The organism is Gilliamella sp. wkB108 (assembly GCF_001690195.1).
Lineage (GTDB): Bacteria > Pseudomonadota > Gammaproteobacteria > Enterobacterales > Orbaceae > Gilliamella > Gilliamella apicola_L.
This window is the reverse complement of sequence record NZ_LZGM01000036.1, coordinates 1-25,951: the sequence shown is the minus strand read 5'-3', so window position 1 is coordinate 25,951 and position 25,951 is coordinate 1. Positions and strand designations below refer to the sequence as shown.

Genomic DNA, 25,951 nt, shown 5'->3' with positions numbered 1-25,951 from the left:
TTACGATGCAATATATTTTAAACGAAGTTTACGCATAAATAAGCTATCCCAGTAGTTTAAGATAAGGGCAATAAGAAAATAACCTGTATTAATAATATAAAACCATAAAACTGGATCTAAACGACCTTTACCAGCATTAGCTTTAATTGAACTAGCTAATAAAAAATAGATCAAGTAAAGCAATAGTGCTGGTAATATTTGCGCTAATCGTCCTTGTCTTGGATTTGATACGCTAAGTGGAATAACAAGAAAAGCCATTAATGGTACCGAAATGATTAACGTGATCCGCCAATATATTTCCGCTATTGCTTTCGGTGTTTGGATATTATTAAGTTCTGATAATCCCAGTTGTTGCATATCCAATTTTTCTTCATCTTCATTTTTGCTTAATTCTTTAGGTTTGATTATGCCTAAATAATTATGAAAATTAGAAATGCGGAAATCTTTTTGTTGTACAGTTCCTTCATAACGGTTAGCGTCTTCTAATGTGATAATTTGATTGCCTTCCTCATCATTTCCAGTTTTGCCTTTGTTTGCAATAATTATAGAGGGACGTTGATTATTTTTAGGATTGATTTGAGCGATAAATACGTGTTCTAAATTATTATTATTAACATTACTAATATAAATTACCGAATTACCATCGGGCGTTTGTTGAAATTGTCCAGCTAGTAATCCTGCCAAACTAGGATTTAATTTGGCATTTTCTACTAATTGATCTTGTTTGACAGTTGACCATGGACCAAACCATAAAGAATTTATTGCAGTTAAAATACAAGTTAAAATACATAGAAAAAAAACAACCTGATAGGTTAAGCTTTTTTTCACGCCACAAGCATGCATGGCTACCATTTCACTGTCTGAATATAAACGCCCAAATGTTACTAAAACACCTAAAAAAAGGCTTAAAGGTAAAATAAGATCAGCCATACTAGAGATACCTAAAATCAATAATGGCATAATTAAGTCATGAGGGATATTTCCATCAATAGCACTGGATAAAATTCTTATTAATTTTTGAGAGAAGAATATTAACAATAAAATAAACAATATTGCACTTTGTGTTTTTAATGTCTCTTTAATTAAATATCGACGAATTATCACATCTAACCTATCTTCAAGTTTATTAAAATCGGACTATTATAATCTGATTTGTGTCGTTTAGTTATCTTTTTGTTGCTATCCCTTATTGAACGGATAGAATATCATTATTCATATCAATTTTATAAAAGAGATATCCAATGGAATTTTTAATTAAAAACGACGCTATTATCACCAAACAAAAATCAGAATGTATAGTTGTTTCAATTGATTCAGGCAAAAATCAATCTGATTTGATCAAAGATTTAGATCAATGTACACAAGGATTGGTTAGTCAATTGATTAAATCGGGGGATGTCAGTGGTGAATTAGGTAAAATTACGTTTTTATACCCGTTTACTAATGTTTTAAAACAAAAAATCGTGTTTGTTGGTTGTGGTAAAGCCAAAGAGTTTGATTTAATAAAATCTAAAAAAGTCATTCAGGCTGTCACCAAAGAATTGCTATCTAAACAAGTCAAAAATATCACTTGGGATCTGTTAACTTTTAATCCAGCTTTATCAACTGATTTAGCTAAACAAATTCCTCAAATTATTGGAGAGATGACCTACCGTTTTGATGTATTCAAATCACAAAAAGCACCGACGCTACATTTAAGCAAAGTAACATTATTGTGTGCTGATAGAAAATTGGTTGAAAAAATAACCAATAATTTACTGCAAGGAAAAATTATTGCAGATGCGATTACATCGACTAAAACTTTAGCTGATATGCCAGCTAACATATGCAATGCACAATATTTAGCTGAACAAGCTATGATATATCTAGATAAAACTTATCCTTTATTAAAAGTGACCTGTTTAGGGGAAAAAGAGTTAGCTAAGCTAAATATGAATGCTTATTTAGCTGTGGGGCGTGGATCGAAAAACGAATCAATAATGACTGTCATTGAGTATCAAGGTGCCAAAGATAAAAAAGCGCAACCCTATGTTTTAGTGGGTAAAGGTCTAACTTTTGATTCAGGAGGAATTTCGATCAAACCTTCTGCAGGCATGGATGAAATGAAGTATGATATGTGCGGTGCAGCAACGGTTTATGGTGTAATGCAAGCAGTCGCTGAATTAAAACTACCTATTAACGTTATAGGGGTTATGGCTGGTTGTGAAAATATGCCAGATGGTAATGCCTATCGTCCAGGAGATATATTGACCACAATGTCTGGAACGACTGTTGAGATAATCAACACTGATGCAGAAGGTCGCTTAGTTTTATGTGATGCCTTAACTTATGTTGGTCGTTATAATCCTAAAGTCGTTATAGACATAGCAACTTTAACAGGTGCTTGTATTGTTGCACTTGGACACCATTATACAGGTGTGATGGGCAATAATGATAGTTTAGTAACACAGTTAGTTGCTTCATCTAACAAAATAGGTGATAAAGCTTGGGCTTTACCGATTGATAAGGATTTTCAAGAACAGATAAAATCAACTTGCGCAGATATTGTAAATGCCGGAGGCCGAGACGGGGGAACTATTACTGCTGCTTGTTTCTTATCGCGTTTTACTGAAAAATATCAGTGGGCGCATTTAGATATAGCGGGTACGGCTTGGAAATCAGGTGCAAAAAAAGGCGCGACAGGACGCCCTGTTGCGATGTTAATTCAATATCTACTTGATCAAAAAGTTTAACTTAGTACAGATATGAAAAAAGTGATTTTTTATCTTCTTGAAAACCAAGATGAAGCGAGTGGATCAGGCATGTTATTCCATGAGAAACTCGCTTGTGAAAAAATTGCTCAAGCATGGCAAAACCAGCAACGTGTATTAGTTGCCTGCCAAGATCAGACCCAAGCTGAAAGGATAGATGAGTATCTCTGGCAACTAAATACTGAGAATTTCGTACCACATAATTTGGCTGGAGAAGGTATGAAAGGTGGATCGCCTGTAGAAATTTGCTGGCCTCAAAGACGTAGTAGTGGCAATCGGCAACTTCTGATTAATTTACAAGAGCAATTTCCTGAATTTTCTATTGTTTATCATGACATTATCGATTTTGTTCCTGTAAATGAACATTTAAAATCCTTAGCGCGAACAAGATATAAATTATATAAAGAAGCTGGTTTTAATATTAAAACTAACTTTGTTTTATGCCAGTAAATATAAATTAACCAAAGTTTCAATAGTCGCATACTATTTTGAGTATATTGATGTAAGCTGTACAATCTAAAATAAAGCAAATTTATCATTGATTTACATTACTCTATTTTGTTTACATTATATTTCGCTAAGAAAAGTTAGAAATAATTTAAATATATAACACGCCGATTAAATTAATATTTTTTTAATCTGTCGCTCGGTTACTCTTTTGTTAATGAATAAATTTATTAATTGACAAATCTTAACAAATTTCTTATTTGCTGATTTGTTATTAGTTATTTATACTTAATATATATCAACTAAATACAAAAATCGAAAATAAAATAAGTAGATAGCAGGACAAAAGGTTATTTTTATGTTAAAATACAGTTGTTTAAGGCCAGCCAGCCAGCCAGCCAGCCAGCCAGCCAGCCAGCCAGCCAGCCAGCCAGCCAGCCAATAAATTAACTTTATATTTTTTTTCATCATTTAGAAGAATATTTAAATTATTTCTATTATTAAATCTTCCATTTTTCGCAAATCATGTATCGGCTTTATCAACAGTAACCAGTAAAACTATTCAAGGTAATAGCCCTTTCCTAACATTTGATAATGGTGTAACCATAGCTGATTCAGTAGAAACACTTTTATCAATTACTTTGCCTGGTGGTAAAGTGGTTGCTTCATCAACAGATAATTCCAGTGCGACTGATCCTATAAATTTAACAACTGAGTTTGTTAAATTTTCTGATATAACCACTTTTGTACCTTTTACTTCTTATCCAGAAATAGCGTTAAGTGACATTATTATAAAATCTAATTATTGGTTAGATATAGATGGTGATGCAAATCCAAATGTAACAGGAGGACTAAAAATTAAGTGGCAGGATTCGGAAGGAAATGACATTACAGAAACAGTCAAAAATAATGCAAATAGTGAATTGAAAGGGTGCAGCGCGCCTTATCAATTAACAATTGAAGCCGCTAATGGGGTTTTATCTACCCAATATGGCGATCCAAGGACGAGTAATTTTACTGGTGGAAAACATACTTATTATATAAATCCTAAAATAGTACAACCAGAGGTTTGTAATATAAGACCTAATTTGTCACTAGAATTTCCCGACGCGAGTGTTAGTAACGGTCCAGACTGGAAAGCACATAAAGGTTTTTATGTTATGGATTTAAATAAACCGGAGGTAAATTTCCCGACGACGGGTTCAAATAATTTATTTTTCGATATCGTTTTTGTAGGAGAAGTACCCGCAACTTCTCTTGTTCAGTATAACGGAAGTAATGTTTACCCAATATCAGGTAGTGGAGTGCATTTAGAGTTATCAGCGCCAAGTAAAGGTGTTTTAAGGTTGTACGTAAAAGGACCAACGGCAAGTAACAGCAGTGGATTTTCACCTTCGATATTTAGATTGTATAAAGACCAGGCAAAGAACGACTTACTTTATGCTTTCAATATCCAGCGATGGTATGTAGCTAAACTGAATGGAAATGGGAATTATGATAGTGCTGTAGATTTTTGTAATAGCCTTAGTGGCTATAGAGTACCTCTTGTTACCGATTTTACTAATTCAAATCGAATGAATTGGCATGGAGGTATTCCTGGTGTGAATGGAGACTATCAAAGAAGGATTAGTTATAAGCAAAATGATGGAAGTTGGATGGGTGGTTTGTTTAACGAATGGGGTGCTGTTGCTAACGAAAGTACAAACTATCCAGGAACAGATTGGGGCGTTTTTGATGCAGGACATCAAGGATGGTCCTATGGTAGTTATTTTTGGACATCAAATAAAGAAAATGATACCTATAATTTTGTAGTTGAATCCCATTTAGGTGCGACAGGTGATCAACTTCTTACGGATAATACTTATGGGGTTGCTTGTGTAACTCCTTAAATAGAATTAGGTACATTGAATATAATGTGATGTTAGATTTTTATATTATGAAAGTGTTGTTGAAAATAAATTGCAAACCTTATTGTGCCTAGCACAGTAAGGTTTGCAAATTTTCTGTATAAAATATGATCACAATGTTTAATTGTGAATATTTTTATTTCTTAATTGTTTAAGAAATGAACTAGGTAGTTAGCAGTACAAAAGGTAGTTTTTATGTTAAAACACAGTCAGTTAGGGTTTACTCAGCCAGTTAATAAATTAACTTTATATTTTTTTTCATCATTTAGAAGAATATTTAAATTATTTCTACTCTTAAATCTTCCATTTTTCGCGAATCATGTATCGGCATTATCAACAGTAACCAGCAAAACCATTCAAGGTAATAGCCCTTTCCTAACATTTGATAATGGTGTAACCATAGCTGATTCAGTAGAAACATTTTTATCAATTACTTTGCCTGATGGTAAAGTAGTTACTTCATCGACAGATAATTCCAGTATGGCTAATCCTATAAATCTAACAGCTGAGTTTGTTAAATTTTCTGATATAACTACTTTAGTTCCTTTTACCTCTTATCCAGAAATAGCGTTAAGTGACATTATTATAAAATCTAATTATTGGTTAGATATAGATGGTGATGCAAATCCAAATGTAACAGGAGGACTAAAAATTAAGTGGCAGGATTCGGAAGGAAATGACATTACAGAAACAGTCAAAAATAATGCAAATAGTGAATTGAAAGGGTGCAGCGCGCCTTATCAATTAACAATTGAAGCCGCTAATGGGGTTTTATCTACCCAATATGGCGATCCAAGGACGAGTAATTTTACTGGCGGAAAACATACTTATTATATAAATCCTAAAATTGTACAACCAGAGGTTTGTAATATAAGACCTAATTTGTCACTAGAATTTCCCGAAGCGAATGTTAGTAACGGTCCAGACTGGAAAGCACATAAAGGTTTTTATGTTATGGATTTAAATAAACCGGAGGTGAATTTTCCGACGACGGGGTCAAATAATCTATTTTTCGATATCGTTTTTGTAGGAGAAGTACCCGCAACTTCTCTTGTTCAGTATAACGGAAGTAATGTTTACCCAATATCAGGTAGTGGAGTGCATTTAGAGTTATCAGCGCCAAGTAAAGGTGTTTTAAGGATGTACGTAAAAGGACCAACGGCAAGTAACAGTAGTGGATTTTCCCCTTCGATATTTAGATTGTATAAAGACCAGGCAAAGAACGACTTACTTTATGCTTTCAATATCCAGCGATGGTATGTAGCTAAACTGAATGGAAATGGGAATTATGATAGTGCTGTAGATTTTTGTAATAGCCTTAGTGGCTATAGAGTACCTCTTGTTACCGATTTTACTAATTCAAATCGAATGAATTGGCATGGAGGTATTCCTGGTGTGAATGGAGACTATCAACGAAGGATTAGTTATAAGCAAAATGATGGAAGTTGGATGGGGGGGTTGTTTAACGAATGGGGTGCTGTTAGTAATGAAAATACAAACTATCCAGGAACAGATTGGGACGTTTTTGATGCGGGAAATCGAGGATGGTTCTATGGTAGTTATTTTTGGACATCAAATAAAGAAAATGATACCTATAATTTTGTAGTTGAATCCCATTTAGGTGCGACGGGTGATCAACTTCTTACGGATATTACTTATGGTGTTGCTTGTGTAACTCCTTAAATCGAATAAATCATATTCAATATAATGCTAAATAGTAATAAATCGAAAGTCTAAACGATATTAATTAACAAATTATTTTGTAAAAAAGTTTCAGGTTAGCTATACGTTTTAGTATAAGATCCAAATTAAGTGAGATATTAATGGTTTCATTTATAGCAGTAAAGTAAGTTTATGAACCAGTTAATTTAAAAAGCGATAACCTATTTTATCTTTATTGAATTAAATAGATTAATTTGAAATTATTTATATAGCTAGCTATTTTGGTTCTTAATTAAAAGTGTTTATTGAAGTAGATCGCGAAACTTAGATCATTTATTAAATAAAATAATAAACTATATGTATTTTTAATAACCTCACTTTTAATCGTAAATTACTGGTGATTTTAAATAGTTTTTTTAAAACTCTGTATAAGCTGTAAAGTGTTATCGCTTCAATCTTGCCATAAGTGATAGTACTAATTGAATCTAAAGTAGATTAGGCTATAATGCGATAATTTGAAAAAAATATATAGTAACAATGATTATAGGTTTTATCGGTGCAGGTAAAGTAGGTTGCACGTTAGCTAAATATTTTACCTTGTGTGGTATGGAGATAGCTGGATTTTATAGTCGATCTTATCAGCATACAAAAGAGGCTTGTGAATTTACACACAGTCGAGCTTACTCATCACTTGAAAATTTAGTAAATGATTGCGATTGTTTATTTATTACTGTTCCGGATAGCCAAATTGAAATGATTTGGTTGGAACTATGTCAGTTACCTGTTACTAATAAATGGATTGGGCATTGTAGCGGGTTATTGACCTCACAGCTATTTGTTTATAACAAAACTATTCATCCCTTTGCTTTTTCTTTACACCCCTTATATGCCATTTATGATCGGTTTGATTGTTATCAAGTCATGTCAAAGATATCTTTTACACTTGAAGCTGATAAGAAGATTATTTCTGAGTTACAAACTTTATTTTCTCCAATAAAAAATCCTATTGCGATATTGTCTGCTAATAATAAACCACTGTATCATGCAGCTTGTGTGATGTTGAGTAATCAAGTTATAGCATTAGCACAGATTGGAATTGAACTGTTTACGCAATGTGGACTTGATTCTGATTTTAGTCAGCGAGCTTGGCAACCTTTATTTTTAGACAATGCTAACACAGTTTGCCAAGTAGGTGTGATTAATGCATTAACAGGACCAATAGAACGAGGCGATATTGAAACGATAAGAGAACATTTAGCTATAATACCAACTCAATTCAAACCTATTTATCAACAATTATCATCTATTTTACTTGATATTAGTCGTAAAAAACACCCAAATAAGGATTATCGACAATTACAACTGGAGTTGTTACTTTGAAAAATACTATTATTACATTACAAAAACGTAAACAAAATCGACAAAAAATAACCATGTTAACCGCATATGATTATACAACTGCCAAATTAATGGATGAAAGTGGCGTTGATTGTCTTTTAGTCGGTGACTCTTTAGGTATGGTAATGCTAGGTTATGACAGCACTATTTCGGTCACTATGGAAGATATGATTCATCATTCTAAAGCGGTGGCAAAAGGAGCTAAGTCTGCGTTGGTGGTGACTGATTTACCTTTTATGTCATACCATACTTCTGTTTATGATGCAGTTTATAATGCCGGACGTTTAATTAAAGAAGGTCAGGCTCAGGTGGTTAAACTTGAAGGAGGGCAAGCTTTTTGCGAACATATTAAGATGATCACTCAAGCTTCTATTCCTGTCATTGCTCATATAGGATTGATGCCACAATCGGTGCTAGCCTTAGGTGGATTTAAAGTTCAAGGTAAAGATTATCAAAACGCTAAAAATATTGTCCTTGATGCATTAGCAGTAGAGCATGCTGGCGCAGTTGCTATCTTACTTGAATGTGTGCCTGCTGCTTTGGCAAAACTGATCTCTGAACTGGTTAATATCCCGACTATAGGTATTGGTGCTGGAGTTGGATGTGACGGTCAGGTACTGGTTTATCAAGATATGTTATCTATGTACGATGGTGTATCTTCAAAATTTGCTAAATCGTTTGCACCGATTGGTGAGCAAATGAAACAAGGTTTTAGACAATATTGTCAAGAAGTTACTGAACAGCAGTTTCCCGCTCCAATTCATGAGTTTGCCATTGATGATGAAATTATGAATAAGCTCAAAAAGGAGTTTTCAGCTAATAATAGGAGTATTGGCAAGTGAAAGTTGTTACAACAATCAAGCAAGTTCGCGAACAGGTTAAATCTTGGCATCAATCAGGTGCGAGTATCGGTTTAGTACCAACAATGGGATTTTTACATGAAGGTCATCAAAGTTTAATGGCTGCGGCTAAAAAAGATAACCAAAAAGTGATAGTTACTATTTTTGTTAATCCTATCCAATTTGGACCTTCTGAAGATTTAGCTAGTTATCCTAGAGATCTTCAACGAGATAAGATAGCTTGTGAAAAGATGGGCGTAGATCTCATTTTTTGTCCGTCAACCGATGAAATGTATGATACTCATTTTAGTAGTTATGTTGATGTAAATGGTTTAACCGATGCTTTATGTGGTAAAAGGCGACCGGGGCATTTTAAAGGTGTCTGTACGGTTGTCACAAAATTATTCAATATAACGCAACCTGATCGCGCATATTTTGGACAAAAAGATGCCCAACAATTAGCTGTGATAAAACGTATGGTAAAAGACTTAAACTTCAATATTGAAATCATTGGTTGTCCTATTGTGCGAGAACAAGACGGATTAGCTAAAAGTTCTCGCAATAGTTATTTATCAGAAAGTGAAAGGTTAGCAGCAGTCTGTCTTTATCAGGCTATTGAATCTGCAAATTCAATGATAAAGCAAGGTGAAAAATCGGTTGCTACGATTCGTACTGCCATGCAAGACATCATTGCTAAACAGTCTTTAGCTAAAATTGATTATATTGAGTTTGTTGATCTGCAAACTTTGACATCAGTTGAATTGCTTGAGCAAGATAGTTTATGTGCTTTAGCTGTATACATTGGTAAAACAAGATTGATAGATAATTTTATTTATTATCATTATTATTCGTAAATATCATTCATTGTTATGAAATAATGAAATTTTTTATTACTAACCGCTTTAAACCTAAAGCGGTTGCATCCTTTATTGACATCTCAATAATAGTAATACTAATTTAAGTATTTTATGGCGACTCTAAATGTAGATTAATTCTCTTTCGATTATTGCCCTGCTAATTTATTGTTTTACGAAATTACTGTAGAATAGAGGCATTTTTTACGCCTTGAATTAGGATTTATGCTTAAATTATGAAAAATACTACTTATAATCCACAAGAAATTGAACAACCTATATATCAACATTGGGAAGAGAGGGGTTATTTTAAACCGAATGGCGATAAATCACAGCCAAGTTATTGTATTGCCATTCCACCACCTAATGTCACAGGTAGTTTACATATGGGGCATGCTTTCCAACAGACAATTATGGATGCTTTGATTCGCTATCACCGTATGCAAGGTCAAAATACTTTATGGCAATCAGGAACAGATCATGCAGGTATAGCAACCCAAATGGTGGTGGAGCGCAAAATTGCTGCTGAAGAGAATAAAACTCGCCATGATTATGGACGTGAAGCATTTATAGAAAAGATCTGGCAGTGGAAAGCTGAATCTGGTGGCAGTATTACTCAGCAGATGCGGCGCTTGGGTGATTCTGTTGATTGGGATCGTGAACGCTTTACCATGGATGAAGGTTTGTCCAATGCGGTTAAAGAAGTCTTTGTTAGATTATATCAAGAGGACTTAATTTATCGTGGTAAACGATTAGTAAATTGGGATCCAAAATTACGTACCGCCATTTCTGATCTTGAAGTTGAAAATCGTGAAGTAAAAGGTTCAATGTGGCATTTACGCTATCCATTAGCGGATGGTTTTAAAACATCAGAAGGTAAGGAGTATCTTGTTGTTGCGACTACACGTCCCGAAACGTTATTTGGAGATACTGGGGTTGCGGTAAACCCTGAAGATCCACGTTATAAAGATCTAATTGGCAAATATGTAATTTTGCCTTTTGTTAATCGTCGTATTCCTATCATTGGTGATGAACATGCCGATATGACTAAAGGCACTGGTTGTGTAAAAATCACGCCTGCTCATGATTTTAATGACTATGAAGTAGGGCGACGTCATCAATTACCAATGATTAACATTTTTACTTTCGATGGTGAGATTCGTCAACAAGCCGAGGTTTTTGATACTAATGGAGAGCCAAGTGATGTTTATTCATCCGAACTGCCTGCACAGTTCCAAAAATTGGAACGATTTGCTGCTCGTAAAGCTATGGTTGCGGAATGTGAATCAATGGGGATTTTGGAAAAAATAGAGCCTCATGATTTAACTATTCCGTATGGTGATCGTGGTGGCGTAGTCATTGAACCAATGCTTACCGATCAATGGTATGTAAGAGCCAAAGTATTAGCTGAACCAGCCATTAATGCAGTAAAAAATGGCTATATTCAATTTGTTCCTAAACAGTATGAAAATATGTATTTTTCTTGGATGAATGACATTCAGGATTGGTGTATTTCACGTCAATTATGGTGGGGACATCGCATCCCTGCTTGGTATGATAAACAAGGTAATGTTTACGTTGGTCGTGATGAAACCGAAGTCCGTCACAACCATAATCTTGCGAGTAATATTGAATTAACACAAGATGAAGATGTACTTGATACTTGGTTCTCATCTGCACTTTGGACATTTTCAACATTAGGTTGGCCAGAAAATACTGACGATTTAGCTACTTTTCACCCAACCAATGTATTAGTGACGGGTTTTGATATCATCTTTTTCTGGGTTGCCAGAATGATTATGATGACAATGCATTTTATTAAAGATGAGCATGGTAATCCTCAAGTTCCATTTAAAACCGTATATGTTACAGGTCTAATTCGGGATGAAGAGGGTCAAAAAATGTCAAAATCTAAAGGAAATGTAATTGATCCTTTAGATATGATTGACGGTATCTCATTAGCCGATCTTTTAGAAAAACGTACTGGTAATATGATGCAACCAAAACTTGCAGAAAAAATTGCTAAACGTACTGAAAAACAGTTCCCAAATGGTATTGAAGCTCATGGTACTGATGCTTTAAGATTTACTTTAGCTGCGCTTGCCTCAACAGGACGTGATATCAACTGGGATTTAAAACGTTTAGAGGGATATCGCAATTTCTGTAATAAACTCTGGAATGCTAGCCGTTATGTATTGATGAATACTCAAGAACATGATTGCGGATTTAATGGTGGTGAATTTGAGTATTCTCTGGCAGATAAGTGGATTTTGGCGGAATTTAACCAAACAGTTAAAGCCTACCGTGAAGCTTTTGACACATATCGTTTCGATTTAGCAGCTAATCTGCTCTATGAGTTTACATGGAATCAATTCTGTGACTGGTATTTAGAACTGACTAAATCCATACTAAATAATGGATCGGTAAATCAGCAAAGAGCTGCACGTCATACATTAGTGACTGTTTTAGAAGCTTTATTACGTCTGGCACATCCGATAATTCCGTTTATTACTGAAGCTATTTGGCAAAATGTAAAAGGTTTGATGAAAATAACTGCTGATACAATTATGTTACAGCCAATGCCAGTTTTTGATAAACAATACCTAAATGATGAAGCTGTAGCTGATATCAATTGGATAAAAGAAGTGATAATAGCAGTACGAAATATTCGAGCAGAGATGAATATTGCACCGGGCAAACCATTACAATTATTAATTCGTAAAGCATCGCCGGTTGTTCATCGCATCATCAGTGATAATATCAATTTTATTGAATCTTTAGCAAGATTATCTGAAATTGTATTACTTGATGAAGGTGAAACAGGACCACTATCAGTCACTAAATTAGTAGAAGGTGCTGAATTACTCATGCCGATGGCTGGGTTGATCAACAAAAATGATGAATTGGCACGGTTAGAGAAAGAGATGATCCGAATTGATAACGAAATTGAGCGCATTGAAACTAAACTATCTAATCCAAGTTTTGTTGATAAAGCCCCACCTGCTGTGGTTGCGAAAGAAAAAGAAAAACAACAAGGTTATATGGATGATAAAGAGAAATTGCAAGAACAGTACCAGGCAATTAAAAATCTCTAACTCACAAAAATCTCTCGTTATTATAACGAGAGATTTTTTATTTTCTTTGCAAATTAAAACTTATAACCCACACCAATCATTGCAACCCATGGATCTAATTTATAATTAGCTGTTACTTTAGTATTTCCTAAATGAGTCGTTGCTTTAGTCTCAATATCAATATAACGAATTTGAGCATTAACAAGCCAATTATCATAGAACGTATAATCAGTTCCCACTTGTGCAGCCCAACCCCAAGAGCTATCGAGATCAAGTCCATGGAAACCTGCATTTTTGGCTTCGCTACTTAGTTTTTCATCAAAGAAGAAAGTATAGTTAATACCAAGACCAACATAAGGTTGTAATTCATAATTTGAATCAAGCGGATACCAAACTGCACTTAATGTTGGTGGTAAATGTTTTATTTTACCTAAATGAGCGCCAGATAAACCAGTTGAATTACCGCCACCTAATTTTACTTGATGACTAAAAGGCGTAGCACCTAACAATTCGACACCGATATTATCAGTTATCATATATTGAAAATTTAAACCTAACTGAGTATCGTTATCCGCCTTAGCCTTAAGATCACTTTTAGCTCCGCCAACTTTAACATGATCACTTTTATCTTTAGGATGAACATAAACAGGACCACCACGTACGATAATTTCATTAGCACTGTGTGCATAAGCTATTGAACTGGCTAATCCCATTGAGATTAACACTGCAACTGACGATATTTTCATTGTATGCCTCCTCGTTTTATTTCTGACTCACAACCTAAAATTTATTTTATTTTGGTACACGCAAGCTTGATTTAGCTTCCCGACAATTATATCAAATCTAACAATATTAATTATATAAAAATATCACGTAAAAATTGATAAATCTGATAATCAGATCAAATTATTTAATAAATGAATTAAAATTGATAATTTGCATTAGCCATTAATTTTGTATAAAATACGCGAATTATTTAAGTGGGTTGTTAGCTCAGTCGGTAGAGCAGTTGACTCTTAATCAATTTGTCGTGGGTTCGATCCCCCCACAACCCACCATTTAATGTCTTCCTTTTCATAACATTCAAAAGCCAATGGTTATTTTGTTTATCTGGTTGTAGCGGATTGTGCAGTAATTGTGGCATAACTTACAAAATTAACTACCTAGTTTTGTTTTTTTGATGTTTCATTCGATTAATGATTTATTTAATCAAGGTGTTAACTTTAACTTTTTAAATTTAAGTGGTATCTCTTATTGATATTATAAAATAACTATGGGTATCCAGATGAATTCATATTTACTTCTTTTTTTTGCTATTATTTGTGAAGTTATTGCCACATCTTCATTGAAATTATCCAATGGTTTTACCAATCTAGTTTTTTCTCTTATCACTATCATTGGTTATAGTGCTTCATTTTATATATTATCATTAGCATTAAAGACGATTCCTGTTGGTATCGCTTATGCAATATGGTCTGGAATTGGTATAGTCCTAATTAGTCTGATAGCTTGGCTATTTTTAAAGCAAACTTTAGATTTAGCTGCATTAATTGGTATGGGATTTATTATGTTCGGCGTGGTAATTATTAATCTATTTTCAAAAGTCTCTGGTCACTAATTATTAGATAGAAACAGTTTATATAAATCAGTTATTAGTTTAGCTAAAATGTCAGTTTAAAATTTATGTTATTATGGTTCACTTGCAAATATAATATATTATTTACTTTTCATTTTCTAAACTAACTGATTTTAACATTTTAATAGAAATATTCTTTAGATTGCAGTAATTAATATCAACTCAATAACTATCAATATGTCACTATTGAGAATTGTTTGTATTCACTAAACAAAACAACAAATAAATACGGTTAACGATTAGCTCATTTTTTATGAATAATTTTGTATTCTTTGTTAGATTTTTTTGAATAGGTTTGATTTTCAGCTCAATGTGATTTTTGGCAATACCCTTTGTATAAGTTATAAAACTAAGCGAGATGTAGTGTTAAGTATAAGATAGGTTAGGAGCGATTGTTTTTTGTACTAGATTTTTGAATTAACGTTATAACTTATAAAAATGTGAGATTTTTACTTAGGAACATTTTTGTTAAGGTGATTATTGTTTTGTTGTATTATTATCTTTATCTACCTCAATTATTGATTCCTTTAGTGAAGAGATAATCGACAATATCTAACTTTAAATTAACGATATTGTCGATAGTTTTAAATATAAAGCAAATAACAATTCATTTAGTATTTGTACGGTGTAATTTAAGCTAAGACAGTTTGATTTGTTTTAGATTATTACATTTCAACACTAATTTATTACTCAAGTAAATCAACGTGTCCGATATAAGGTAAATGGCGATAATGCTGTGCATAATCAATTCCATAACCAACAACGAATTCATCAGGAATAGAAAAACCAATATATTTCACTGGTACTGATACTTCCCGTCGAGAAGGTTTATCTAAAAGTGTACAAATTTCGATACTACGAGGATGACGTAATTTTAAAATCGCCATTACTTTACTAAGCGTATTACCAGTATCAATAATATCTTCGACGATTAATACATCCTTATCACGAATATCTTCATCCAAATCTTTTAAGATTTTTACATCGCGATTACTAATAACCGCATTGCCATAACTTGATGCCGTCATGAAATCAACTTCATGACCAACAGTGATTGCTCGGCTTAAATCAGCCATAAAAATAAATGAACCACGTAACAATCCAACTAAAATTAATTCATTTTGACTATGTTTGTAATCTTGACTAATTTGTTGACCAAGTTCAGTTACGCGTTTTTGGATATCTTCCGCTGATATCATCATTTCTAATGTGTGTTTTTTCATTAATTATTGCTCAAACTCTAAATTTTTACATTGACCTAAATTCTAACAATTTTCCCAGATAAAAAGAATAATTAAGTTAATTATATTACCATAAGACAAAGAAAATTGATTTTAAAGATTTATACTGAAACATATAGTTAACCTGAAACATCTTTACAGAATGTTTGAGATGCATATTTCTTTTCTAAACGACGTTTTTTAAAAAAATCGCTTAACAAAACACTGCACTCATCTGCAAGTATACCTCGAGTAACTTCAGCATAATGATTAATGCCTTGATAGGCTAGAATATTAATAAAAGAACCCGCTGCTCCCGTTTTATAATCACTAGCTCCATACACAACACGTTTTATGCGGCTATGTATAATTGCACCTGCACACATTACACACGGCTCAAGTGTAACGTAAAGAGTCGTGTTTACTAAGCGATAATTGTGTAAAGATTCACCTGCTTGTTTAATAGCAATCATTTCGGCATGAGCGGTTGGATTGTGCTTTAATATCGATTGATTAAAGCCTTCACCAATGATTTGATTATTTTCATTGATAATAACTGCGCCGACAGGGATCTCTCCTAATGATTCAGCGCGTTTAGCTAGCATTAATGCATATTGCATCCAAGTTTCATCTGACATGACAATTTAACTATAAATTATTCAGATTTAACACATCTCGCATGTCATATAGACCGACTGGCTGTTTGGCAAGCCATAAAGCTGCTCGGACAGCTCCATTGGCAAACGTCATTCGGCTTGAGGCTTTGTGTGTGATTTCAACTCGTTCACCAATATCTGCGAAAATTGCTGTATGTTCTCCAACAATATCACCTGCGCGTATCGTTGCAAATCCTATGGCGCCTTTAGGTCGTTCACCTGTGTGACCTTCACGGCAAAATACGGCATGATCTTTTAAATTGCAATTTAGTGCTTCTGCAATTGATTCTCCCATTGCTAGAGCCGTGCCTGAAGGAGCATCTACCTTATGACGATGATGTGCTTCAATGATTTCAATATCGGCATAATCCCCCATAATAGTGGCTGCTTTTTCCAGTAGTTTCAATACTAAATTAACACCAACGCTAAAGTTTGCAGCAAAGACTATTGAGATCTTTTGGGATGCATCTGCAATAGCTTGTTTGCCTGCATCATCAAAACCAGTAGTACCAATGATCATCATTTTTTTATTTTCGACACAAAATTTTAAATGAGAAAGAGTACCTTCTGGACGGGTGAAATCAATTAAGATATCAAACTGTTCTTTTACTTTTTCAAGATTGTCAGTCACTTTAATACCACAAACTCCAATGCCTGCCAGTTCACCAGCATCGCTACCAATTAGTGTAGATCCTTCTCGTTCAAATGCAGCGCCTAAAGTAGCACCATCAATTTGAGATACAGATTGAATGAGTTGCCGTCCCATTTTCCCACCTGCACCAGCTATAGCGATACGAATCAAGTCAGTTGACATATATCTTTCCTTATTCTCATTAAATTAGTCATAACTTAATATTATAGCGAAAAATAAGGGTCTTATATACAACATAATTTTTAAAATGTTATAGTTATAATCATTTCATGCATAATAATTACTAATTAGGTGTGATTATGCGTTGTCCTTGGTATTTCGGTTGGAATATAGTCATAGCAGCAGCCTTGTTAACATTACTCTCTAGTGGTTTACGCATGAGTATGGGAACGTTTTTTTTGCCGATTGCTAGCGATCTTCATTTTAGTCGTAGTGTTCTTTCCGGTATTATTGCTATTGGCATGCTTTTTTCCGGTATTGCTATGCCGATTGCTGGTTATTTAGTTGGTAAATATGGTACTCGTATCGTTTTATTATTAGGTGCAGTTATCATTTTTATTGCAACTGTTTGGGCATCAATGTTTCGGGATTATTGGAATTTCTTATTTTCTTTTGGTATTGCCTTGTCATTTGGTACTTCTTTTGTCGGTTCAGTTAGTTTTACCCCTATTGTGGCGAGTTGGTTTATTAAAAGAAGGGGATTAGCATTATTTATTTTATCAACAGGTAGTATGGCTGGTATTGCGGTAATGTTGCCTGTTTTTGCCTATTTTATTCCAATTTATGGATGGCAAACAACCTTAATTGCATTTGCTGCTCTGCTTTTGATTGTTGCCTTGCCTATTGCAATTTTTATTATGAAAGATAATACAGCCCAGATAACCAATTTAGGTTTTAATAATCAAGAAGTGTCATCAATAACCATGGCGCCGAAAATCAACCTTAGTTATGTTTTGCAAACTCGCCCATTTTGGCTGTTAAGTTTTGGATTGTTCACTTGTGGATTTAGTATGAATTTATTAGGAACGCATGGCGTACCTATGCTGATAGATCATGGCTTTGATCCGGTAACAAGTTCTTCAGGGATTGGTTTAATTGGTTTAGTAGCTATTTTTAGTACTCTGGCATTAGGTTATCTTTCGGATATTGTTGAGCGTAAAAACCTTTTGTCATTAATTTATTTGGTTCGAGGATTCGGATTTATTGCATTAGTTCTGGTAGTGACTAAATGGCAATTATTTACTATTGCTGTTTTAGGTGGTTTGGTTTGGGCTGGCACTTTGTCATTATCCAGCGCAATCACAGCAGATATTTATGGTGTTAAAATTGTGGGATTACTTTCAGGGTTAACTTACCTTGGTCACCAAATTGGTGCTATGACAGGATCTTGGTTAGGTGGGTGGTTGTATGATAATTTTCATACTCATTTTATTGCCTTTGGAACAGCTAGTGTTTTATTATTCATTGCTGCAAGTATTTCTTTTTTGCTACCTAAAAATCTAAAATCTGGACGCTAATTAGCGTCCATAGAACTTATAACACTTTTAATAATTCAACATCAAAAATTAAAGCACTATAAGGTGGAATTGCCGCGCCTGCTCCTTGAGCACCGTAAGCGAGTTCTTGAGGAATATAAAGTCTCCATTTAGAACCTTCAGGCATTAACTGTAGAGCTTCAACCCATCCACGAATGACACCATTTACAGGAAACTCAGCCGGTTCCCCACGTTGCACTGAGCTATCAAAAACGGTTCCATCAATTAACTGACCAGTGTAATGCACTTGAACCTGATCGGTTGCTTTTGGTATGGCACCATTACCTTGTTTAATTACTTCATACTGCAGCCCAGATTCTGTTGATTTGATACCTTCTTTTTTAATATTATTAGCTAAAAAATCTTTACCTGCTTGGGCAATTTTTTCTGCTTGTTTGGCTTTTTCAAGATTTGCTTGTTCATGTACATGGCGAAGCGCATCATGTAACTCTTGTAATGGTAGAGCAGGCTGATTACCCGCTAATACATCTTCCATTGCAAGTTTTAATGCATTAAGTTCTAAATTTGTTAAACCTGACTCTTTCAATTGTTGCCCAATTTGTAATCCAATAGCATAACTTGCTTTTTGATCTATCGTCTCTAATTTCATTTTTTACCTTTTGTTGTTATTGAATAGTCTCTATTATGACTGTGCTTAGTTTGTCGATAAGCAAATAAATGTCAAGAAGTAATTTAAATATGTCGGTGTGTACACTGTTTTATAACATAATTCTGGAAGAATTTATCAATTGGGCTAGCACTTAGTTAAAATATCAGCGATAATATCCCACATTGTATTTTTTAAATGGATTAAGTTAGATGCAGTTTCGTAAATTTACCTCGCTTGCAATTGTAACTAGTATTTTATTAAGTGGTTGTTCAGTCGTTGATCGTTGGGTATATAGGCCTGATATCAATCAAGGTAATTATGTAACACAAGAAGCTATTGATATGTTACAAGTTGGTCAAAGCAAAGATCAGGTTGTATTTATCATGGGTTCACCAATGTTAACATCAGCTTTTGGCGATAATGTTTGGTATTATGTTTTCCGTCAGCAGCCACAACATGATGTTTTAAGTCAAAGAACTTATGCTGTTTATTTTAATGAAATGGGTATTGTTACAGATATTAAAGCTTCTGCATTAGAAAATTCTAAGTCTCTGGAAGAGATGAATAAACAAAGTATTTCCGATCCGATTAATACCAAATCAGATGAGGAAAAAACAGAACAACCTTCTGCACCAGCTGCACCAGCGGAATCTAAAACAGACGGAGATAGTAGCGAACAGCCTGCTGATTCAGAATAAAAAGAAAACCTCGTATTTAACGAGGTTTTAAGTATCGTATAATAATATTAATTATGCATGATTTATCTTTATGAATACGTTTGCGTTGTATTGGTGACAAAAACAACATTACTACTAATAACTAAAGTTATAGCTAAAGGATGATTAAAAATATTGTCATTTTCCAGCAATAATATAAATTATTCAGAGTATCAACTAAATCTTCCCCCTTATTTGGTGTCGGTGGTAAGGTTAAATGCTCCACCCGATTCAAAAAGTTTAATTTCGGCAATGATTATGGGTATGCCAATTATCGCAAGAAGAATACCTAAACTACTATTGCACCAAATATCGCTATAATAATGTCAAAAACCTTTTACATGATGCCAATAAATCAGACACGTTTTTGAAGTAGTGCTGTAACTTCGAAAGAAATTATATCTGTTTCATTTAAAATCATTTTCATTCCTTATACGGTTACTAGTTGCTAGGTTTAGAAGTGGCGGATAGAATAACAGCTTTATTATTGTTATCGAGGTGTTTTTTTGTTTGCTAAATCCATATTGAACCGTTTTTCCGTAGCCCCTATGCTTGACTGGACTGATAAACATTGCCGCTATTTTCATCGAATTTTAACCAAGCAAACTTTACTCTATACTGAAATGGTTACCACTGGAGCGATTTTATTTGGTAAAGGTGACTATTTATCATTTAACACTGAAGAACATCCGATTAGTTTGCAGCTTGGGGGGAGTGATCCAAGTGCATTAGCGCAATGTGCTAAGTTAGCACAAGAGCAGGGTTATGATGAAATTAATTTAAATGTTGGATGTCCCTCAGACCGAGTACAAAATGGTATGTTTGGAGCTTGTTTAATGGGTAATGCTGAGCTTGTTGCCAATTGTATCGCTCAAATGCAAGATCAGGTTGATATTCCAGTGACAGTTAAAACGCGTATTGGTATTGATGAACATGATAGTTATTCTTTTTTATGCCAGTTTATCGAAAAAATCATGCCTTATACTGATACTTTTATTGTTCATGCACGTAAAGCATGGCTTTCAGGACTGAGTCCCAAAGAAAACCGAGAGGTTCCACCACTTAATTATGAGCGTGTTTATCAACTTAAACAAGATTACCCCCATTTAACCATCGCCATTAATGGTGGTATTAAAACTATTGATGAGATTAAGCATCATTTAAAATTTGTTGACGGTGTAATGGTCGGGCGAGAAGCCTATCAAAATCCGATGTTACTCACTCAGATTGATTCGCAAATCTTTGGTATACAAGATTCAATTATTGATCCAGTATCAGCAATTAAAGCGCTTTACCCTTACATTGAACAGCAACTAACTCAAGGTGTTCAACTTAATCATATCATGCGCCATACATTGGGTATATTTAATGGATGCAAAGGAGCCAGACAATGGCGACGCTATTTAAGCGAAAATGCTCATAAGAAGGGATCAGGTATAGAGGTGGTTGAACAAGCTTTAACTTTTATCAATTAAGATATTTAAATATACAACTACCGAGATAGCAAATAGATTGCCTTAATTGCACCATAATAGCTAATCGGTATATACTAGCCAACAAATTTCCCAATGGTCTTTATTTTGTGCGTCTAAATACTAGTCAAAAACAAGCTGTTGAATATGTTTCAGGTCCGTGCCTAGTCTTAGCTGGTGCAGGATCTGGCAAAACGCGGGTTATCATTAATAAAATTGCTTATTTAATTCGAGTAAAAGAGTATTTACCTCGTCATATTGTAGCGGTCACATTTACCAATAAAGCAGCTCGTGAAATGAAAGAGCGAATTGCCCAATCGCTCACAAAATCAGAGACTAGAGGACTTAAAATATCAACCTTTCATACTTTAGGACTTGATATTGTTCGCCGAGAGTATAAACACCTTGGCATTAAAGCTAATTTTTCACTTTTTGATGATCATGATCAAATTGCATTACTTAAAGAACTTACTTTGCAATGGTTAGATGGTGACAAAGATCTTATCAATCAATTACGAGCAACTATTTCAAATTGGAAAAATGATATTATTGATTCAACTATCGCTATGGCAAGGGCGCAAACCAATAAAGAAAAATTATTTGCTCATTGTTACCAGTTATATGAAAAACAATTAAAAGCTTGTAGTATTTTAGATTTTGATGATCTTATTTTATTGCCGACGCTGTTATTAAAAACTAACGAAGAAGTTCGGGAAAAATGGCAAAATCGAGTTCGTTATTTATTGGTTGATGAATATCAAGACACCAATACCAGTCAATACGAATTTATTAAATTGCTAGTTGGTAGTCGAGCTAAATTTACCGTAGTTGGTGATGATGATCAGTCTATTTATTCATGGCGAGGTGCGCGTCCACAAAATTTGGTATTACTGCAACAAGATTTTCCTGCGTTAGAGGTCATCAAGTTAGAACAAAACTATCGATCTTCTGGTCGGATTTTAAAAGTAGCTAATATTTTAATTGAGAATAATCCACATATTTTTGAAAAAAAACTCTTCTCAGAGCTAGGTTATGGTGAAGAAATAAAGGTGATTACTGCCGATAATGAAGATCACGAAGCAGAAAAAGTGGTCAATGATTTAATTGGTCACCGATTTGCTAATAATAGTCAGTATGGTCAATATGCTATTTTATATCGTGGTAATCATCAATCACGTTTAATCGAAAAAATGTTAATGCAGTATCGAATACCCTATCGAATCTCTGGTGGAACATCATTTTTTGCTCGTTCTGAAATTAAAGATTTAATGGCATATTTACGTCTATTAACCAATCCAGATGATGACAATGCTTTTATACGTATTATTAACACACCAAAACGTGAAATTGGACCAGTTACCACACAAAAACTAGGTGAGTGGGCAAATCATCGAGGTGTTAGTTTATTCCAGGCTAGCCACGATATGGGATTAACAGAATTACTATCTGGCAAACGAATGGAATCGTTACAGTTATTTATCCATTGGTTTGATTCATTGATTCAAAAATCCCATAGCGAACCAATGGAAGCCATTCATGAGTTGTTACATGGTATTCATTATGAAAGTTGGATATATGAAACTTCGCCATCTCCAACTGCTGGACAAATGCGGATGCGTAATGTTGAACAGTTGATCAGTTGGTTAAATGATATGTTACAAGGTGATGATCTTGACGAAGCAATGACCCTTGAACAGGCTGTTGCCAGATTTACCTTACGCGATATGTTAGAACGTAATGAATCAGAGGAAGAACTCGATCAAGTTCAATTAATGACATTGCATGCTTCAAAAGGACTTGAATTTCCTTATGTGTATTTAGTTGGTATGTCTGAAGGGGTATTACCTCATCAGACCAGTATTGACGAAGATAATATTGAAGAAGAACGCAGACTAGCTTATGTAGGTATTACTCGAGCGCAACGCGAATTGACATTTTCTTTTAGTCGTCAACGTAAACAGTTTGGCGAAACCGTACATGTTGAACCAAGCCGTTTTTTACTAGAACTTCCGCAAGACGATTTAGAATGGCAAGATCAACGAATCGAATTATCGTCTGAAAAGAAAATGCAACAAGGGCAAAGTCGGCTAGCTATGCTAAAGGCCCAAATCGCCAATGCGAAATAATTAGATATTATAATACCAATCAATATACTTAATGAATTAACCGAACCAATTTTATTTTGCTAAATATTCAAAAATAAATTGATGATATTTTGACAATTTAGGCATCTCATCCTTTAAAAATCATTGACGGATCGAAATAGCTTTATATAATACACAACGTCAATCTTTAAAACATATCTTCGTCTCCTTAGCTCAGCTGGATAGAGCAACGGCCTTCTAAGCCGTAGGTCACAGGTTCGAATCCTGTAGGGGACGCCATTAAAATCCTGTATTCTTAAAAATTTAACTGGTTAAGTTGGGTTTGAGTGGTTTTTTTCTACTCTTTGCGTTTTTATTTAAAAAGACAAAGCGCAAAATTGCGCACTGTGAAGATTTGTCATATAAAGGTAGAGAAGGGCTATTTCTGTTGTAGGACTTCGTCTATTCTATAGTAATTTTTAACCATGTGACAATCAAACTCTGTTATTAGCCGATCGGCTTTTCCGCATTTGGATTTTGTAAAAGCATTCTTTATACATTACTCTATAGTATGCTTTGCTTTATTCATAATTTCGCAAATTTCATTTCGGTTTATATTGGTGTTCATTGATGTCCAGGCTTTCTCTTTTTTACTATTAACACTAACATAATGCATTTAAACTATATTGATGTTTATTGTGTCATATGACTATGTTTCCTTTCAACTATCACCTCACTTTTTTGGGTATTAATTGTTTATTAATCAAATAATTATTCACCGCATAGTGCTATACGTTCGTTCTTATATTGAATTTTTTAGTGTTATTTGGTTTGTGATAACAATTTATTTCATTTTTTAAATGGAAAAATAGCTATTTTTTGATGATAAACACAGGATGAGATTTTATGATAAAAATATCTGTTGAAGGTGTATCATTTAGCCTATTAAAAATTTGTATGTTATTTTAGGTATCAATGAAATAATTGTAATTGAAAATAGGTATTTGTTGAGGATTTTATGTATAGCGTTTCCAATTCTGAATTAATATTTTTGGTCTTGATTCTGGCTCCATTTATTTGGTGGAAATTTTATCTTTTTGTTTTTACTGTAGGGGTGATTTTACTATGCATAAATAGGAAAAAAACAAATGATAAATTTTATTATAATTTAGGAAAATTATTAACCATTTTTGTAATAATACATAGCTTGTGCGCCATTATGCTCATATTTTTTTATAAATAAATTCTGTTTTTAGTATTGCTTTATATAATAAATTAGTTGTTATACAGTTTTGTATATAAAAAAATCATTTTTATGATTTAGAAAACACAAAATTCTCTATACGCAAAGATGAAATATAATACATCAAGAGACGGATATACCAATCTTGGTTACTTTACTTGTAAAGCCTTTTTTCAAAAGTGCTCTATAAATAAGGGGGAAACGACTAAACTTGATTATATAGCTTTTTATAATTAATGAAGATTGATAATCTAGTAGGGTGTGATGCTATTGAAGGAATAAATAAACCTAAATAGCCGGTAGGAGTCGGCTTTTATTGGTTAAACGTCATAAATGGTGTCCATTTCTTAAAATTATTTATAGGAGAATGGCATAAAGGAAATTGCACTAATAGGTTTACATAGCCTCGCGTCGTTCTGTTATGGTGAATAAAAAGTGACCGATAAAATATTACCAGATGATTAATTATGTACATTCACAGAAGATAGAAATAGAAAAACTCAAACGCCTATGTATGTCTGATGAGCAGTACAATCTTTATAATAAAAAGAAAATAAAAAGATAACTTAAATAAAAAAATAATAACTATTAAAGTAAGAGGGAATTTAGTTGTGAACATTTAAATAATAGCGCAAGCCATTAAATTTAAGTATTAACCTATGTACACTCTTTTTTATCTTTTAAAAAGTGGATTTAAGCTACGATATAAGATAAAACAAACAATAATCAAAATTGATAATTCTTTTGATTTGCATAGTATCCAAATACCGGTTTAGGTTTAAGGATCGAACCAGATCCAAAATAACTGAATAAAATCAACATTAGATTATAAATAATTTGTAGTTGCTAAAGTGCATTAACTTAACATGGAAAGAACATTATCCATTTGGGGTTAAATCGTACAGAAACTGGCAAAATTGATAATTCTTATTTAGATCAATTAAAAAATTCAAAACTAAAAAAACTACGTTTGCAGATATTAAAATCTATTTTTTATGCTTTTAATATAAGAGATTATTTTTTCTATTTGAGATCTTGCATTACGCTCAATTTCTGTGGTCAGTTTGTCGATATTATCGAAATCAGGATCTTCAACTAGGATAGTTTCAAGAACTGCATATTTAGGTTTGTTGAGTAGATTTTTATTCCATATGCTTGATTTTAAAATATTCCAGTATTGCTTTTGAATATTCTTA

Annotated in this window: 20 protein-coding genes and 2 tRNA genes; 15 read left to right on the top strand and 7 right to left on the bottom strand. The window is 33.6% G+C overall.

Annotated features, from left to right (window positions below; genetic code table 11):
- Positions 1-1,104, bottom strand: a complete 1,104-nt coding sequence (lptF, locus tag A9G11_RS04430) for an LPS export ABC transporter permease LptF (RefSeq protein ID WP_065618316.1) — start codon at positions 1,102-1,104, stop codon at positions 1-3.
- Between the two features lie 137 nt (positions 1,105-1,241).
- Between lptF and A9G11_RS04425 the strand changes: the two genes are divergently transcribed.
- The 8 genes from A9G11_RS04425 (at position 1,242) to A9G11_RS04385 (ending at position 12,952) form a co-directional block, all read left to right on the top strand.
- On the top strand, positions 1,242-2,732 hold the full coding sequence (locus A9G11_RS04425) for a leucyl aminopeptidase (RefSeq protein WP_065618315.1): 1,491 nt from the start codon (positions 1,242-1,244) through the stop codon (positions 2,730-2,732).
- Between the two features lie 12 nt (positions 2,733-2,744).
- On the top strand, positions 2,745-3,200 hold the full coding sequence (locus tag A9G11_RS04420; RefSeq protein ID WP_065618314.1) for a DNA polymerase III subunit chi: 456 nt from the start codon (positions 2,745-2,747) through the stop codon (positions 3,198-3,200).
- 638 nt (positions 3,201-3,838) lie between these two features.
- Complete coding sequence (locus A9G11_RS04410; protein ID WP_141674343.1) at positions 3,839-5,086, top strand: hypothetical protein; 1,248 nt, start codon at positions 3,839-3,841, stop codon at positions 5,084-5,086.
- Between the two features lie 213 nt (positions 5,087-5,299).
- On the top strand, positions 5,300-6,787 hold the full coding sequence (locus A9G11_RS04405) for a hypothetical protein (protein ID WP_065618311.1): 1,488 nt from the start codon (positions 5,300-5,302) through the stop codon (positions 6,785-6,787).
- Positions 6,788-7,303: 516 nt separating this feature from the next.
- Complete coding sequence (locus A9G11_RS04400) at positions 7,304-8,146, top strand: Rossmann-like and DUF2520 domain-containing protein (RefSeq protein WP_065618310.1); 843 nt, start codon at positions 7,304-7,306, stop codon at positions 8,144-8,146.
- Positions 8,143-9,006, top strand: a complete 864-nt coding sequence (gene panB / locus A9G11_RS04395) for a 3-methyl-2-oxobutanoate hydroxymethyltransferase (RefSeq protein WP_065618309.1) — start codon at positions 8,143-8,145, stop codon at positions 9,004-9,006. The genes A9G11_RS04400 and panB overlap by 4 nt, the downstream gene beginning before the upstream one ends.
- Complete coding sequence (panC, locus tag A9G11_RS04390) at positions 9,003-9,857, top strand: pantoate--beta-alanine ligase (RefSeq protein WP_065618308.1); 855 nt, start codon at positions 9,003-9,005, stop codon at positions 9,855-9,857. Before panB ends, panC begins: the two co-directional genes overlap by 4 nt.
- A 236-nt stretch (positions 9,858-10,093) precedes the next feature.
- Positions 10,094-12,952 (top strand): valine--tRNA ligase, encoded by a 2,859-nt coding sequence (locus tag A9G11_RS04385; protein ID WP_065618307.1) that lies wholly within the window; start codon positions 10,094-10,096, stop codon positions 12,950-12,952.
- 53 nt (positions 12,953-13,005) lie between these two features.
- On the opposite strand, the gene A9G11_RS04380 is transcribed toward A9G11_RS04385, so the two are convergent.
- The gene (locus tag A9G11_RS04380; RefSeq protein ID WP_065618306.1) at positions 13,006-13,677 is read right to left on the bottom strand and encodes an OmpW family outer membrane protein; all 672 of its coding nucleotides are present in this window, start codon (positions 13,675-13,677) and stop codon (positions 13,006-13,008) included.
- Positions 13,678-13,913: 236 nt separating this feature from the next.
- On the opposite strand from A9G11_RS04380, the gene A9G11_RS04375 reads away from it, so the two are divergent.
- Positions 13,914-13,989, top strand: a tRNA-Lys gene (locus A9G11_RS04375).
- Between the two features lie 227 nt (positions 13,990-14,216).
- Entirely contained in the window at positions 14,217-14,549 is a 333-nt protein-coding gene (locus A9G11_RS04370; protein WP_065618305.1) for a DMT family transporter, read from the top strand.
- Positions 14,550-15,253: 704 nt separating this feature from the next.
- On the opposite strand, the gene hpt is transcribed toward A9G11_RS04370, so the two are convergent.
- From hpt to dapB, 3 genes are all read right to left on the bottom strand, one after another.
- The gene (hpt, locus tag A9G11_RS04365; protein WP_065618304.1) at positions 15,254-15,790 is read right to left on the bottom strand and encodes a hypoxanthine phosphoribosyltransferase; all 537 of its coding nucleotides are present in this window, start codon (positions 15,788-15,790) and stop codon (positions 15,254-15,256) included.
- A gap of 137 nt (positions 15,791-15,927) precedes the next feature.
- Complete coding sequence (gene tadA / locus A9G11_RS04360) at positions 15,928-16,425, bottom strand: tRNA adenosine(34) deaminase TadA (protein WP_065618303.1); 498 nt, start codon at positions 16,423-16,425, stop codon at positions 15,928-15,930.
- 10 nt (positions 16,426-16,435) lie between these two features.
- Positions 16,436-17,257 (bottom strand): 4-hydroxy-tetrahydrodipicolinate reductase, encoded by an 822-nt coding sequence (gene dapB, locus A9G11_RS04355; RefSeq protein ID WP_065618302.1) that lies wholly within the window; start codon positions 17,255-17,257, stop codon positions 16,436-16,438.
- Between the two features lie 137 nt (positions 17,258-17,394).
- Between dapB and A9G11_RS04350 the strand changes: the two genes are divergently transcribed.
- A complete protein-coding gene (locus A9G11_RS04350) occupies positions 17,395-18,612 on the top strand; it encodes an MFS transporter (protein WP_065618301.1) in 1,218 nt (405 codons plus the stop codon).
- A 16-nt stretch (positions 18,613-18,628) separates the two neighbouring features.
- Here the strand turns inward: A9G11_RS04350 and A9G11_RS04345 are convergent, their stop codons facing one another.
- Complete coding sequence (locus A9G11_RS04345; protein WP_065618300.1) at positions 18,629-19,240, bottom strand: FKBP-type peptidyl-prolyl cis-trans isomerase; 612 nt, start codon at positions 19,238-19,240, stop codon at positions 18,629-18,631.
- A 209-nt stretch (positions 19,241-19,449) separates the two neighbouring features.
- Between A9G11_RS04345 and bamE the strand changes: the two genes are divergently transcribed.
- From bamE to A9G11_RS04325, 4 genes are all read left to right on the top strand, one after another.
- On the top strand, positions 19,450-19,938 hold the full coding sequence (gene bamE, locus A9G11_RS04340; RefSeq protein WP_065618299.1) for an outer membrane protein assembly factor BamE: 489 nt from the start codon (positions 19,450-19,452) through the stop codon (positions 19,936-19,938).
- A 524-nt stretch (positions 19,939-20,462) separates the two neighbouring features.
- Positions 20,463-21,431, top strand: a complete 969-nt coding sequence (dusA, locus tag A9G11_RS04335; protein ID WP_065618298.1) for a tRNA dihydrouridine(20/20a) synthase DusA — start codon at positions 20,463-20,465, stop codon at positions 21,429-21,431.
- A 107-nt stretch (positions 21,432-21,538) separates the two neighbouring features.
- A complete protein-coding gene (rep, locus tag A9G11_RS04330; RefSeq protein ID WP_065618297.1) occupies positions 21,539-23,554 on the top strand; it encodes a DNA helicase Rep in 2,016 nt (671 codons plus the stop codon).
- Positions 23,555-23,735: 181 nt separating this feature from the next.
- A tRNA-Arg gene (locus tag A9G11_RS04325) sits at positions 23,736-23,812 on the top strand.
- 1,922 nt (positions 23,813-25,734) lie between these two features.
- Here the strand turns inward: A9G11_RS04325 and A9G11_RS14570 are convergent.
- On the bottom strand, positions 25,735-25,951 hold a 217-nt coding region (locus A9G11_RS14570; RefSeq protein WP_218056042.1), incomplete at its 5' end, for a DUF7000 family protein.